11 protein-coding genes are annotated in these 13,891 nt (G+C 64.9%); 5 read left to right on the forward strand and 6 right to left on the reverse strand.

What is annotated here, in order from left to right:
- Window positions 1–187: 187 nt before the first annotated feature.
- A complete protein-coding gene (locus CH294_RS22715) occupies window positions 188–3,577 on the reverse strand; it encodes a transglutaminase family protein (protein ID WP_032403341.1) in 3,390 nt (1,129 codons plus the stop codon).
- A 229-nt stretch (window positions 3,578–3,806) separates the two neighbouring features.
- On the opposite strand from CH294_RS22715, the gene CH294_RS22720 reads away from it, so the two are divergent.
- The gene (locus CH294_RS22720) at window positions 3,807–4,814 is read left to right on the forward strand and encodes a hypothetical protein (RefSeq protein ID WP_094739119.1); all 1,008 of its coding nucleotides are present in this window, start codon (window positions 3,807–3,809) and stop codon (window positions 4,812–4,814) included.
- Window positions 4,815–4,889: 75 nt separating this feature from the next.
- On the opposite strand, the gene aspS is transcribed toward CH294_RS22720, so the two are convergent.
- Complete coding sequence (gene aspS, locus CH294_RS22725; protein ID WP_037153209.1) at window positions 4,890–6,695, reverse strand: aspartate--tRNA ligase; 1,806 nt, start codon at window positions 6,693–6,695, stop codon at window positions 4,890–4,892.
- Window positions 6,696–6,865: 170 nt separating this feature from the next.
- Here aspS and CH294_RS22730 point away from each other — a divergent pair, with 170 nt between their 5' ends.
- Window positions 6,866–7,780, forward strand: coding sequence for a neutral zinc metallopeptidase (locus tag CH294_RS22730; RefSeq protein ID WP_037153206.1), 915 nt, complete (start codon window positions 6,866–6,868; stop codon window positions 7,778–7,780).
- Between the two features lie 9 nt (window positions 7,781–7,789).
- On the opposite strand, the gene CH294_RS22735 is transcribed toward CH294_RS22730, so the two are convergent.
- Complete coding sequence (locus CH294_RS22735; protein ID WP_094739120.1) at window positions 7,790–8,818, reverse strand: Rv2578c family radical SAM protein; 1,029 nt, start codon at window positions 8,816–8,818, stop codon at window positions 7,790–7,792.
- Between the two features lie 127 nt (window positions 8,819–8,945).
- Between CH294_RS22735 and CH294_RS22740 the strand changes: the two genes are divergently transcribed.
- The gene (locus CH294_RS22740) at window positions 8,946–9,416 is read left to right on the forward strand and encodes a DUF3237 domain-containing protein (protein ID WP_032403336.1); all 471 of its coding nucleotides are present in this window, start codon (window positions 8,946–8,948) and stop codon (window positions 9,414–9,416) included.
- An 11-nt stretch (window positions 9,417–9,427) separates the two neighbouring features.
- On the opposite strand, the gene CH294_RS22745 is transcribed toward CH294_RS22740, so the two are convergent.
- The 3 genes from CH294_RS22745 to CH294_RS22755 are packed head-to-tail and all read right to left on the reverse strand — an operon-like array spanning window position 9,428 to window position 12,022.
- Window positions 9,428–10,066: a hypothetical protein gene (locus CH294_RS22745; RefSeq protein ID WP_032403335.1), complete on the reverse strand. Its 639-nt coding sequence runs from the start codon at window positions 10,064–10,066 to the stop codon at window positions 9,428–9,430.
- A complete protein-coding gene (gene hisS / locus CH294_RS22750) occupies window positions 10,056–11,327 on the reverse strand; it encodes a histidine--tRNA ligase (protein ID WP_094705278.1) in 1,272 nt (423 codons plus the stop codon). The genes CH294_RS22745 and hisS overlap by 11 nt, the downstream gene beginning before the upstream one ends.
- Window positions 11,328–11,329: 2 nt before the next feature.
- Window positions 11,330–12,022, reverse strand: coding sequence for an MBL fold metallo-hydrolase (locus CH294_RS22755; RefSeq protein WP_032403334.1), 693 nt, complete (start codon window positions 12,020–12,022; stop codon window positions 11,330–11,332).
- A 191-nt stretch (window positions 12,023–12,213) separates the two neighbouring features.
- Here CH294_RS22755 and CH294_RS22760 point away from each other — a divergent pair, with 191 nt between their 5' ends.
- Both CH294_RS22760 and CH294_RS22765 read left to right on the forward strand, forming a co-directional pair.
- A complete protein-coding gene (locus CH294_RS22760) occupies window positions 12,214–13,077 on the forward strand; it encodes a peptidylprolyl isomerase (protein WP_032377781.1) in 864 nt (287 codons plus the stop codon).
- Window positions 13,074–13,874 (forward strand): peptidylprolyl isomerase, encoded by an 801-nt coding sequence (locus CH294_RS22765; protein ID WP_094739121.1) that lies wholly within the window; start codon window positions 13,074–13,076, stop codon window positions 13,872–13,874. The genes CH294_RS22760 and CH294_RS22765 overlap by 4 nt, the downstream gene beginning before the upstream one ends.
- Window positions 13,875–13,891 lie beyond the last annotated feature (17 nt).

Raw genomic sequence — 13,891 nt, forward strand, 5'->3', positions numbered from 1 at the left:
GCTCCACCCGTCACGGGTTCATTCCGGCCGGCTCCACTCAGGGCAGTATCTACGGGCACCATCGAGCCGCTGTTCCTTCCGTCGGTCGATCACCCTCCGACGCCGGGTGAACTCGAAACCGAATTCACCCGAAGCGCGTCGGACCGAGATCGCTACCGGTCGACTCGTTCTGTTGTGCAGGTACGCGTCAGGGCGTGTGAACTCCTGTTCGGCGCAGGTCCAACATGCCGGGAGCACTCACATCGATTGCCTGTCGAGCGTGCATCTCGAGCAATCTTGCTACGTCCACCTTGCCCGAGGTGAACCCACCCTCCTCGAAGCGGCCGTTACGGCGTGCTTCGGCCTCGACGGAGTTGACGGGTGGACCGTCGTACGACCTACCGCCCGGGTGAACGACATGGTACGAGCATCCGCCCACCGCGCGCCCGGTCTGCATCTCCACGAGATCGAAACGCAGCGGACTCTGTACCTCGATCGTCGGGTGCAGAGCGCTCGGCGGCTGCCATGCGCGGTACCGCACCCCAGCGACCTGAACGTCCTGTCGATCGGTGCGCAGCAGCGGCACCGGCACCCCGTTGCACGTCAACAGGTATCGACCCGCATCGGCTCCGGCGACCTGGACCTGGATCCGCTCCACCGAGGAATCCACATAGCGCGCCGTTCCCGAGGACGTCGATTCCTCACCGAGGGTGTTCCACGGCTCGATCGCGCCACGTAGTTCGATCTCGGCGTCGCCGACCACGGTGGTTCCGATCCGCGGGAAACGGAACTCGGTGAACGGGTCCAGCCAGCTGGTGTCGAACTCGATGCCGTGCTCGCGAAGGTCCTCCACCACGCGGCCGATGTCGTTGATGACGAAGTGCGGCAGCATGTACCGCCCGTGCAGGTTCGCGCCGTGCCGAATCAGAGGTGCCTGGAGCGGGGTGTCCCAGAAGCGCGAGACCATCGAACGCACGAGCAGTGACTGCACCATTGCCATCTGATGATGGGGCGGCATCTCGAACCCGCGCAGCTCGAGCAATCCCAGTCGGCCCCGAGTGGAGTCGGGACTGTAGAGCTTGTCTATGCAGAACTCGGCACGGTGCGTGTTCCCGGTGATGTCGGTGAGCAGGTGACGCAACGCCCGATCCACCACCCAGGGCGACGCGGATCGATCTCCATCGGTCAGTCGCCTGATCTCGCTGAACGCAACCTCGAGTTCGTAGAGCGATTCCTCGCGACCCTCGTCGGCACGAGGAGCCTGCGACGTGGTTCCGATGAATCGACCCGAGAACAGGTACGACAGCGACGGGTGACGCTGCCAATGCGTCAGCAGCGACACCAGCAAGTCCGGTCGACGGAGAACCGGCGAGTCCACGGGTGTGACCCCGCCCAGGGTGATGTGGTTGCCACCCCCGGTTCCGCGAGTGGTGCCGTCGTTGTCGAATCCTTCGGTACTCAACCGAGACTTACGTGCCTCGAGGTAGAGGCGTTCCATGAGCTCGTTCTGTTCGGCCCACGAGGACGTCGGTTGAACGTTGACCTCGATCACACCGGGATCCGGTGTGACGGTCAGGGTTTGGATGCGCGGATCCGACGGCGGACCGTAACCCTCGATGACGACCGGCGTGTCGATGGTCGAGGCCGCGTGCTCGACGCGCGAGACGAGGTCGACAAAATCGTCCAATCGATCCATCGGCGGCATGAACACGTGCAGAACGCCGTCGCGGACCTCGGCGACCAGCGCGGTCACGGCGGTGCCGCCTACCCCGGACGTCTCGTTCACCAACTGCGCGTACCGCGACTCGGCCGGATTCACCGCACGCGGCGGTTGCTGCGTCAATTGCCGAATGGGTAGATCGGGAGTGGGCGCGGTGGGATCGGACGGGTTCTCGACCGGACCACCGTCCCAGGAGATCGCGCGGAGCGGCAACCGTAGACCGGCAGGAGAGTCGCCCTCCAGCAACACGATTCGGCCTCGGCGCAACTTCCAGTCCGAGCTCTCCCAGCCGGAGCCGTCCTCGGTGCGAGATATCGGCAACACGAACGCCGCAGGCTCGTCCGTGCTGGCATCGAGCCGCTCGAGCAGTTGTTTTCTGGCGTTCGCGGAATCGGCTCCCGGTTCGAGATCGTCGTCGTCGGCCGGCGGGTCACCGTAGGGCTGACGAACCAGGTCCAACAGTTTCACCAGCGGGTCCTCGTAGGCGGGACGGGCTTGTGAGGCAGGCAGTCCGAGCGCCTTGACCAACTCGTCGATCAACTCCTGCGACGCCGAGTTGTCCACCGGCTCCGGGCGAAGGTCCTCGGCCAACCAGGGATCCGCGATCAGATCGGAATCGTGCCACAGGGCTTGACCGTCGGTGCGCCAGAACAGTCCCACCTGCCACCGCGGCAGCGGCTCGCCGGGGTACCACTTGCCCTGACTGCGCTGTACAAGTCCGTCCGGTGCGTAGATGGTCCGAAGGCGTTCGGCCAGCACACTGGCCAGCTTTCGCTTGTGTGGGCCATCGGCTGTGGTGTTCCACTCCGGGGCTTCCTGATTCTCGATGGCGACGAACGTCGGCTCACCACCGACCGTCAACCGGATGTCCTGGTCGTGCATCCGCTTGTCGATCTTCGCCGCCGTGACCTTGATCGATTCCCACTGATCAGCCGTGTACGGCAACGTCGTTCGCGGGTCCTCGTGCACGCGGACGACGGTGTTCGAGAAATCGAGTTCGGCCTTGCACTTGCTCGTCGCACCGGAGATCGCGGCCGCCGTGGACGGGTGCGGCGTCGCCGAGAGTGGGATGTGCCCCTCGCCTGCGAACAGACCCGATGTCGGATCCATCCCGACCCAGCCCGCCCCGGGCAGATACACCTCGGTCCATGCGTGCAGATCGGTGAAGTCCTCGACAGGACCGGACGGACCGTCCAACGACTTGACGTCCGAGGACAACTGAACGAGATAGCCGGAGACGAAACGCGCAGCGAGACCCATCTGGCGCAGCACCGAAACCAGCAACCATGCCGAGTCACGGCAAGACCCCACAGCAGACGTCAGCGTCAGATCGGGCGTCTGTACCCCGGGCTCCATCCGCACGGAGTAACCGACGTCACCCATGACGGCTTGGTTTGCCATGACGAGAAAGTCGATGGTGCGCAACGACTCTCCGCGTTCGACAACCGCTGCCTGCAGCTTCTCCACCCAGGCCGAGACCACCGGACCGGGACCCGAGCCTGCCTTGTCTTCATCCACCGGACGCAGGTACGGCTCCAGATCAGGAAGGTCGTGCTCTTCGTACGCGAATCCGAAGTGCTCCGCCCATTCTTCGACGAAGAAGTCCAGCGGGTTGATCGACGCCATGTCTGCGACGAGCCCGACCGTGATCGACAGATGGTCGGTGCGCTCGGGAAACACCACCCGAGCAAGAAAGTTACCGAAGACGTCCTGCTGCCAGTTGACGAAGTGTTCCGCTGGTTCGATCTTCAGCGAATACGCCTCGATCGGTGTGCGCGAATGTGGCGCGGGGCGCAACCGGATTTCATGCGGAAAGATCTTGACAGTGCGGTCGAACTGATAGCTGGTGCGGTGTTCGAGTGCAACCTTGATGCCCACGGCGAGCCCCTCGTGATAGTCCCGGTATGGGTGGAACACACAACCCTAGTAGGGCCGAGCCCGGTGCGCTCGGCAAGAATTCGCGATCGGTGCACGCGGGCTGGAACATTTAGGACCCCCGCGCCGTCAGAATGTCGACGCCTTGACACACAGAACTGTCTACGGTTCGCTCAGCCTGAAAATACGGACGAATCGTCGACGTACTTCGCAAGACACTGAAGGGTGAAACGTGAGTGAAAACCCGCCCAATGGACCGCAATACGGTGGCGACCCCAATCCGGACCAGCCGGACCTGAACAAACCGCAGACGCCAGGGAGCGGTTATCCCCCTCCCGGCGGCTATCCCCCTCCCGGCGGCTACCCACCGCCCGGAAACTACCCACCCCAGGGCGGCGCACCCGGTGGATATCCCCCACCGCCCGGAAACTATCCACCCCAGGGCGGCGCACCCGGCGGTTACCCACCGCCTCCCGGTGCCTACCCACCGCCTCCCGGAAACTACGGGAATTACGGAAACCAGGGCTACGGGCAGGCACCGATGGGCCCCAATCCCGGCCGACTCGACGTCGGTGCGGCGCTGAGCTACGGCTTCGACAAATTCAAGGCCAATGTCGGTCCGTGGCTCGGACTGACCGCCATCGTGCTGGCGGTGGGCGTGGTCGCCTTCGTGGTTACGTTCGCGTCGACCTTCGCTGCTGCGATGGACGCCGGCAATCGCGGTGAGACCCTGGACGTCGGCACGTTCTCCGTACTGTCGATACTCCTGACCGCCGTCGCTACCTTCGTGGGGTACTTCGTCAACGCGGCCTTCGTACGCGGAGCGCTGGACGAGACCGTCGGCCCGCAGAAGCCGACGTTCGGCCGGTTCTTCCAATTGACCAATGTGCCTCAGCTCGCCGTCCTGGCCGCGATCTGGACCGTGGTCACCGTGGTGCTCGGATTCATCCCTTTCCTGGGAACGCTCCTGCAGATCGTGTTCGGCGTACTGACAGCCTTCACTCTGACGTTCGCGCTGGACCGGAACCTGGCCGCGTTCGACGCCATAAAGACGAGCGTCGATCTGGTGGTCAAGAACTTCGGCCCCGTCATCCTGCTGATCCTCGCTCTGGCTGCGATCAATATCGTCGGCGCCATACCGTGCGGACTAGGGCTGCTGGTCACCGTCCCAGTTTCGGTGATTGCGCTGAACTACGCCTACCGCGTGCTCACCGGTGGGCCGTTGTCCCCCGCTCGCTGACGACACAGCTCGATATACGCGAATGTCCCCGTAACGCTCGGCGTTACGGGGACATTCGCGTTCGGAAGTCGACTGTTACGCGTCGACCACAGTCTCGGCCGAAGCTGGAGACTCTTCCTTTTTTTCCGGCTTGAAGTCGACGCCCGATTCCTTACGCTGCTGCGGCGTGATCGGTGCAGGCGCGTCGGTCAGCGGATCGATGCCACCACCGGACTTGGGGAATGCGATGACCTCACGGATGGAATCGACCCCGGCGAGCAGCGCGGTGATCCGGTCCCAGCCGAACGCGATTCCGCCGTGCGGCGGTGCGCCGTAGGAGAAGGCATCGAGGAGAAAGCCGAACTTCTCCTGAGCTTCTTCCTTGCCGATACCCATGATCGCGAACACCCGTTCCTGAATGTCCTTGCGGTGGATACGAATACTGCCGCCACCGATCTCGTTGCCGTTGCAGACGATGTCGTAGGCGTAGGCCAGAGCAGACCCGGGGTCGGTGTCGAACGTCTCCATCGACTCCGGCTTCGGCGAGGTGAACGCGTGGTGCACAGCCGTCCACGCGCCGGATCCGACGGCTACGTCACCGCTGGCGGTGGCATCGGACGTCGGCTCGAACAGCGGAGCGTCGACGACCCAGACGAATGCCCAGGCCTTCGGGTCGATCAGGTCGAGCTTGCGGGCGATCTCGCCGCGGACGGCACCGAGCAGTCCACGCGAGGCCTTGACGGGTCCTGCGGAGAAGAAGATCGCATCGCCGTTGTTCGCACCGACGTGCGCGGCCAGGCCGTCGCGTTCGGCGTCTGTCAGATTCTTCGCGACCGGGCCGCCGAGGGTGCCGTCCTCGCCGACGAGAACGTAGGCGAGGCCCTTGTGTCCACGTTGCTTGGCGAATTCCTGCCAGCGGTCCAGTTGCTTGCGGGGCTGAGATGCGCCACCGGGCATGACGACCGCGCCGACGTAGGGAGCCTGGAACACCCGGAAGGTGGTCTCGGAGAAGAAATCCGTGCACTCGACAAGCTCGATGTCGAATCGCAGGTCCGGCTTGTCGGATCCGTAGCGGCGCATGGCCTCGGCGTAGGTGATCCGCGGAATCGGCGCGGTGAAGTGATGCCCGACGAGCTTCCACAGCGACGCCAGAATTTCCTCGGCCAGCAGGATGACGTCGTCCTGAGTGACGAAGCTCATCTCGACGTCGAGCTGGGTGAACTCGGGCTGACGGTCGGCGCGGAAATCTTCGTCTCGGTAGCACCGGGCGATCTGGTAGTACCGCTCGATACCGCCGACCATGAGCAGCTGCTTGAACAGCTGCGGGCTCTGCGGCAGAGCGTAGAAGCTGCCCGGCTGCAGACGTGCGGGAACGAGGAAGTCTCGTGCGCCTTCGGGAGTGGAACGCGTCAGCGTCGGGGTCTCGACCTCGACGAACTCGTGATGCGCAAGCACCGACCGGGCGGCAGCGTTGACGTGAGAACGCAGCCGAATGGCACGGCCGGGGCCCTCACGGCGCAGGTCGAGGTAGCGGTACTTCAGACGCGCTTCCTCGCCCGGCTGATCGTCCAGCTGGAACGGCAGCGGTGCGGCCTCGGACAAGACCTCGATCTCGGAGGCCTCGACCTCGATGGCACCGGTGGGGATCTCGTAGTTTGCGTTGCCCTCGGGACGACCCTCGACCTTGCCGGTCACCTTCACCACGTACTCGGCACGCAGGCGGTGTGCCTGCTCGAGTGCTGCTCCCTCGCGGAAGACGACCTGGGACACACCGGAGGCGTCACGAAGGTCGATGAAGATGACGCCGCCGTGATCGCGTCGACGGGCCACCCATCCCGTCAGCGTCACGGTTCGGTCGACGTGCTCGGGGCGTAATGAGCCGGCGAGGTGGGTGCGCAGCACGGGTGTCCTTTCGAGAAAAATCCGCTGATCGTGTTCTTCGCTCACCGATCCTACGGAGCACATCACCGTAGAAGGAAACGAGATGCCGTCCCGGCATGCGAAGCTAAGGCCGACAGCGGCGGTATCGGTTCGCATCGTCAGATGCTGGCTCGGCGGAGGGGAACTCGGTCATGACGTTCAGAGAAGGCTCGCAATCGGAACCGGGCCGAGTCTCGGTCGGCGGCGGCGGGGGCGGTGGACGCGGCAAGTTGGCGATCGGCGGCGGAGCGGGTGGCTTGGTCGTCATCGTCCTTGCCCTGCTGTTCGGCGGCGACCCGGGAGCAATCCTGAACCAGATCAGTGGCGGCGACAGTTCAGCCGGACAGAACGACTCCGGGTCGTCCGGAACGCTCGACTGTGACGTCACAGAGGCGAACAGCAATGTCGACTGCCGAGTCGATTTCACGGTGGCGAGCCTCGACACCGTGTGGGAATCGCAGCTGCAATCGCAGACCGGCGTCGCGTACGTCCAGCCGGCTGTCAACCTGTTCTCGGGTGCAACGAACACTGGCTGCGGCAACGCCACCAGCGCCGTCGGGCCGTTCTACTGCCCGGCCGATTCCACGGCATATTTCGACACCAGCTTCTTTCAGGTACTCGTCGACCAGTTCGGCTCCAGCGGCGGACCACTCGCGCAGGAGTACGTGGTGGCGCACGAGATCGGCCACCACATCCAGAATCAGCTGGGTGACATCGGGCGCGCGCAAGCCGATCCGCAGGGACCCGAGTCCGGTGGCGTCAAGGTGGAGTTGCAGGCAGATTGCTACGCGGGCATCTGGGCGCACTACGCAGCCGAGACGGTCGATCCGAAAACCGGGGTTCCGTTCCTCGAGCCGCTGACCACCACCGACATCAACGACGCGCTCTCGGCCGCGTCGTCGGTGGGCGACGACCGGATTCAGCAGGCATCCACCGGCCGCGTCAACCCCGAGGGCTGGACGCACGGGTCTTCTGCCCAGCGACAGGCATGGTTCACCGCCGGGTACGAGACCGGACAGGTCGCGGCCTGCGACACGTTCTCGGCGCGCGATCTGAACAACCCGTGATCGCACCACTCAGAACAGCGTGAGGGCCGGTCCCGAGGTCGCCAGTTCTCGGGGTTCGGCGGGCTCGTTGGCAGGCAAAGACCGGGTTTGTTCTACGGCGAACCCGTACGTCTCGAGCAACGGGTCGATACGCCCTCGGAGCCACTGCTTGTACTCGGCCGTCACGTACGCCCCGTGACCGTAGAGCTGACGGTATCGCCGGACCAACGCCGGGTGCTCCTTCACCAGCCAGCTCATGTACCAGTCCTTGGTGCTGGACCGTAGATGCATCGGCAACGCCGTCACACTCGTAGCTCCCGCGTCGGCCAGTGCGCTGATCAGACCGTCGAGATGCTTGGCACCGTCCGTGAGGAAGGGAATCACCGGTGCGACCAACACTCCACAATCCAGGCCTGCGTCACGGACGGCACGGATGAGGTCCAATCGTGCACGTGGACTTGGGGTCCCGGGCTCGAGCTGCTTCTGCAGATCGGGGTCGTGGATGGCGAGGCTGATGCTCACGTGCACATCTACCTGCTGAGCAGCCAACGTCAACAAGGGCAGGTCGCGACGCAGCAGTGTGCCCTTGGTCAGGATCGAGAAAGGCGTACCGGACTCCGTCAACACCCGAATGATGCCGGGCATCAACCGGTATCGGCCCTCGGCGCGCTGATAGGGGTCGGTGTTCGTCCCGAGCGCTACCGGCTCCCTTTTCCAGGATCGACGTGCGAGCTCTTTGCGTAGGACTGCCGCGACATTCGTCTTGACGACGATCTGCGAGTCGAAGTCGTTGCCGGAGTCGAGGTCCAGGTATTCGTGTGTCGGTCTGGCGAAGCAGTACCGGCACGCATGGGAACATCCCCGCATCGGATTCACGGTCCACGAGAAGGGCACCTGCGATTCACCCGGAACCTCGTTCAGGGCACTCTTGCACAGCACCTCGTGGAAGGTTATTCCCTCGAACTCCGGGGTCTGTACGCTGCGGACGAGCCCGGACCGTTCGAGCCCCGGTAGCGCGCCGTCGTCCGCGGCTTCGAGAGTCTGACCGGCCCATCGCATGCACACAGTCGAACATTTGTTCTATGTGGTGTCAAGGTCGGTATCGTTCCCCCGCATCCCCGCTCGGATCCGGCGGCCGGTAAGCGATAGCGTAGGGCCTCAAGTCGATCCTAGGAGTGCACCGCACGTGACCGCCCCGAACACACCGACCCTCGAACCCATTCTGCGCCTGGGACTCACACTGGGACCGGCCATCGAGATCGGTCCGGTGCCCGAAGGCGACCGAGTCGTCACCACCGTCCTCGGCGGGGCCGCCCCCGGCCCGGACATCGAGGGCACTCTGGCTGCTCGATCGACAGTCGTCAGCGTCACCCGACCCGACGGATGCACCGAGTTCAGCAGTGATCTCGTCCTCGAATTGGCAACCGGCGGTTATCTTTCGCTCGACTATCGCGGGGTTCAGTTCGGCCCGGCCGAGGTCATCGATGCGCTCGACGATCCCGACCGGGAGGTCGATCCCGCTACCTACTACTTCCGTGGCACGTTGCGAGTGTCGACGGCTGTTCCGAAGTTCACGTACCTCAACCGTGCGCTGGTCGTCACTTCCGGCTCACGATCGGCCGAGGCCGTGGTCCTCGACGCGTTCCTGGTGACCTGATACCTGCTCGCTCATCGGAGCAGCTGGGCGACCTCACGGTCGGTCAGCGTCGCATGCGGAGTGCGGCCCTTGCTGCGAACCAGTTCGATCGCTCGGTACAGGGGCCGTTCGTCCAGTCCGGCGTCACGTGCCTCGGCCCGTAGCTGGTCCACCAGGACCGACGCGATGGCCGCGGCGGGGACGAGCTCGGTGGTCCACAGCGAATCGGCGAGGGTGCGTAGGGCGAGGATCGGCAGTTCACGACCCCCACCGTTGGTGTACAGCGCCAGTGGTAGGACTACGCGAGTGCGACCGTCGTAGAGCCGCAACGAGATCTGATCGATCCCAGCCGTGCGAATCGTCAGCTCGGCCGTCACCACCTCCGGCATCCTCAGCCGGCGAGTGCGCAACCCTCGCGCGCAGAGTTGCGGACCATCGAGCCACACCCGCCGACGCAGGCCCAGCCAGCCCGACAATACTGCGGGGCCACCGATGACCACCCCGACGAGAACGGCAACCCACACCGGCACGAACAGCGCCAGGACGACGGCGAGAACGATCCCGATCGCAGCCGACCCGACAATGATTTTCCGCAGGCGCGGTGCCAGGAACTCCACCGAGACCAGGTCCAAGGCTACCGGCCCGGAAGCGGGCCGAGGGTTATCGGCCAAGGCGGACCCCGAGGGCGTCGACCACGTCGGCCAACGCGACAGTGTCCTGCTCCCCGTTCGAGAGGTCTTTCACCACAACCGATTCCGCTGACAGTTCTTGATCGCCCAGCACCAGCGCGTATCGGGCACCCGATCGATCGGCTGCCTTCATCGCTCCTTTGATGCCGCGATTTCCGTACGCCATGTCCACTGCGATACCCCGTTCGCGTAGCTGCGCGGCGATATCGACGATCGCCAGTTTGGCTGCGGCACCCATCGGGATGCCGAACACCTGACACCGAGACGTGGCCCCCGCAGTCTTTCCCTCGGCGGCCAGGGCGAGGACGGTGCGGTCGACGCCGAGCCCGAATCCGATACCCGACAACGCTTGCCCGCCCAGCTGTTCCATCAGCCCGTCGTAGCGGCCGCCGCCGCCGATGCCCGATTGCGCCCCCAGCCCGTCGTGCACGAACTCGAACGTGGTCTTGGTGTAGTAGTCCAGGCCGCGCACCATCCGCGGGTTCACCAGATAAGGGACGTTCATCACGTCCAGATACGCCAGCACCTCGTCGAAGTGTTCTTTGGCCGAATCGGAGAGGTGATCGAGCATCAACGGCGCGTCCGCGGTCATCTCGCGCACCTCCGGCCGCTTGTCGTCGAGCACCCGCAGCGGGTTGATCTCGGCGCGCCGACGCGTGTCCTCGTCCAAAGGAAGCGCAAAGAGGAACTGCTGCAACAACTCTCGATACTGAGGGCGGCAGGTGTCGTCACCGAGCGAGGTGATCTCCAGGCGGAAACCGGTAAGCCCGAGAGCGCGAAAACCGGCGTCGGCCACGGCGATGACCTCGGCGTCCAGCGCTGGGTCGTCGATGCCGATCGCTTCGACACCAACCTGTTGCAGCTGCCGGTACCGCCCGGCCTGCGGGCGCTCGTAACGGAAGAACGGCCCGGCGTAGGCCAACTTCACCGGAAGCGCGCCCCGATCCAATCCGTGCTCGATCACCGCACGCATGACCCCCGCGGTGCCCTCGGGACGCAGCGTCACCGACCGATCTCCGCGATCGGCGAACGTGTACATCTCCTTGCTGACCACATCGGTCGACTCCCCGACCCCACGGGCGAACAGCCCGGTGTCCTCGAAGATCGGCAGTTCGATGTGTCCGTAGCCGGCATTGCGGGCGGCGTCGAGCAGCCCCTCTCGCACGGCGACGAACTCGGCCGAGTTGGGGGGAAAGTAGTCGGGAATGCCCTTGGGCGCAGAAAAGGTGGTCGGCTTGCTCACGCTCACAGCTTCCCTTGCTCGGGGTCGCCGAGTCCAACGAGGAACGGATTGGACGCACGTTCCTGGCCGATCGAACTCTGGCCGCCGTGTCCGGGCAGTACCACGGTGTCGTCACCGAGCGGCAGCAACCGGGTCGCGATGGACCGCAGTAGCTGGTCGTGGTCACCGCCGGGTAGATCCGTCCTACCGATCGACCCCGCGAAGAGGGTGTCTCCGGTCAGCGCCAGCGGGACCGCACCGTCCGGCCCGTCGGCCCGAGCGAGAAACACCACCGAACCCTGGGTGTGCCCGGGCGTGTGCACCACCGAGAACTCGATTCCGGCGAGATCGAGCTGCTCGCCGTCGGCGAGTTCGATCACCTCGGCCGGTTCGCGGAACTCGATGTCACCCAGCACGGCAGCCAACGCTGGACCCGTTCCCTTGATCGGGTCCGACAGCATGTATCGGTCTTCGGGTGCGATGTACGCAGCAATGCCGTACTTTTCGCAGATCGGCTCGACCGACCACGTGTGGTCGAGGTGGCCGTGCGTGAGCAGCACAGCGGTGGGAGTGAGCGAGGATCGCGTCAGAAAATCGATCAGCGGATCGGCGGCGTCCTGGCCGGGATCGACGACGACGCACTCGGACGCGTCGTCCTGGGCCAGGATGTAACAATTCGTCTGAAACATGCCTGCGGGGAATCCGGTGACGAGCAAACCAATCGCTCCTAAAGGCTGAGGCCGAAGTACCGAACAAGCTTAGTGGGGCCGTTCGGATCGGGTCCCCCCAGCATGCTCTCAGGCATTGATGGCACACTCGCGTTGGCCGATTTCGGCCTGTTACCACACGATCGGTCCGTGCAGCGAGCGGGCAAGGTCGATTTTCGGACAAGCGGGAGGAACACGAATTGCCCAGCAACGAGCAACGGCGCGAGGCTGCCAAACGAAAGCTCGAACGCCAACTCGTACGCCGTGCGGAGCGCGCACGGCGTCGTAAGCAATTGACGATTGCAGGTTCCATTCTCGGTGTCGTCGCAGTCGTGGCCGTCGTCTCGGTCGTGTACGTGGTGACCCGCGGTGACGACGATGCGAGTACCGCCCAGGAATCGACGACGTCCGCACCCGCCGACTCCCTCATCGCGGCGGGACGTTCCGAGCCCTTGCCCGAGACGGTGAACTGCTCCTATCCCGCTGCGGCACAGCCTGCAGCCAAGGAGAACACTCCCCCGCGCACCGACAACGTCCCCACCAGCGACGAGCCGCTGAGCTACAGCATGACCACGAACCAGGGCAATATCGGTTTGACTCTGAACAACCCCGAGTCGCCGTGCACGGTGAACAGTTTCGTCTCGCTCGCCAACCAGGGCTACTTCGACGGCACCACCTGTCATCGACTCACCACCGGTGCCGGTCTTCAGGTGCTGCAATGCGGCGATCCCACGGGCACCGGAAGCGGTGGACCGGGCTACCAGTTCGCCGACGAATTCCCCACCGACACGTTCGCCGAGGGCGACCCCGCTGCGCAGACACCGATCGCGTACCCGCGCGGCACGTTGGCGATGGCCAACGCAGGTCCGGGAACCAACGGCAGCCAGTTCTTCCTGGTCTACGGAGATTCGGAACTGCCGCCTGCCTACACCGCGTTCGGCACGATCGACGAGACCGGCCTCGCCACGCTCGACGCCATCGCGGCCAAGGGAGTGCAGGGCGGCGCATCCGACGGAGCACCCGCCGAGCCGGTCGACATCACGAACATGCTGAGCGACCTGTGAACCGCACCTCTGTCCTTCTGACCGGGCTCTCGGCTACCGCTCTGGTGCTGGCCGGCTGCTCCAGTTCGGCCGAACCCGCTGCCCAGCCTGCTGCAGCAACCTCGTCGACGACGTCGTCCGCTCCGGCGGCAACGACAACACAGCGGCCGGCGTTGGACCTGTCTCGGTTCGGTGCGCTGCCAGCCGTGCCACAGCCGACGACCGACACTGTGTCCTGCGCCTATCCGGCTGAGACGCCGGCCGCGAAGGAGGTCGATCCACCTCCCGTCGACAATGTCGACGTGTACGGAACCGTCGACGTCGCACTGGCCACCAGCCAGGGGCCGATCGACATCACGCTGGACCGGACGCAGGCACCGTGCACGGTCAACAGCGTCGTCAGCCTCGTCCAGCAGGGATACTTCGACGGCTCTCCCTGCCACCGGTTGACCACGTCACCGGGCCTCGAGGTGCTCCAGTGCGGCGATCCGTCCGGATCCGGTCGAGGCGGACCCGGATACAGCTTCGCCAACGAGTACCCCACGACGACATACACCGGCGATCCCGCACAGGCCGAGAATCCGGTGGTCTACCCCCGCGGGACGCTCGCGATGGCCAATGCCGGCCCCGACACCAACGGCAGCCAGTTCTTCCTGGTGTACGCCGATTCTGTGCTGCCGCCGCAGTACACGGTGTTCGGCACCATCTCCGAGAGCGGACTGGCCACCCTCGACGCCATCGCAGCGGGAGGGGTGACCGGAGGCTCCGAGGACGGCGCGCCTGCGAACCCGGTGATCCTGGAATCGGCAACGGTGTAGACAGATTCGAAATACGA

The sequence above is a fragment of the Rhodococcus sp. 14-2483-1-1 genome, from assembly GCF_002259335.1.
GTDB lineage: Bacteria > Actinomycetota > Actinomycetes > Mycobacteriales > Mycobacteriaceae > Rhodococcoides.

Coding starts and splice junctions, on each gene's coding strand:
- CH294_RS22730 (WP_037153206.1), top strand. CDS start 6,866: ATGACGTTCAGAGAAGGCTCGCAATCGGAACCGGGCCGAGTCTCGGTC.
- CH294_RS22735 (WP_094739120.1), bottom strand. CDS start 8,818: ATGCGATGGGCCGGTCAGACTCTCGAAGCCGCGGACGACGGCGCGCTA.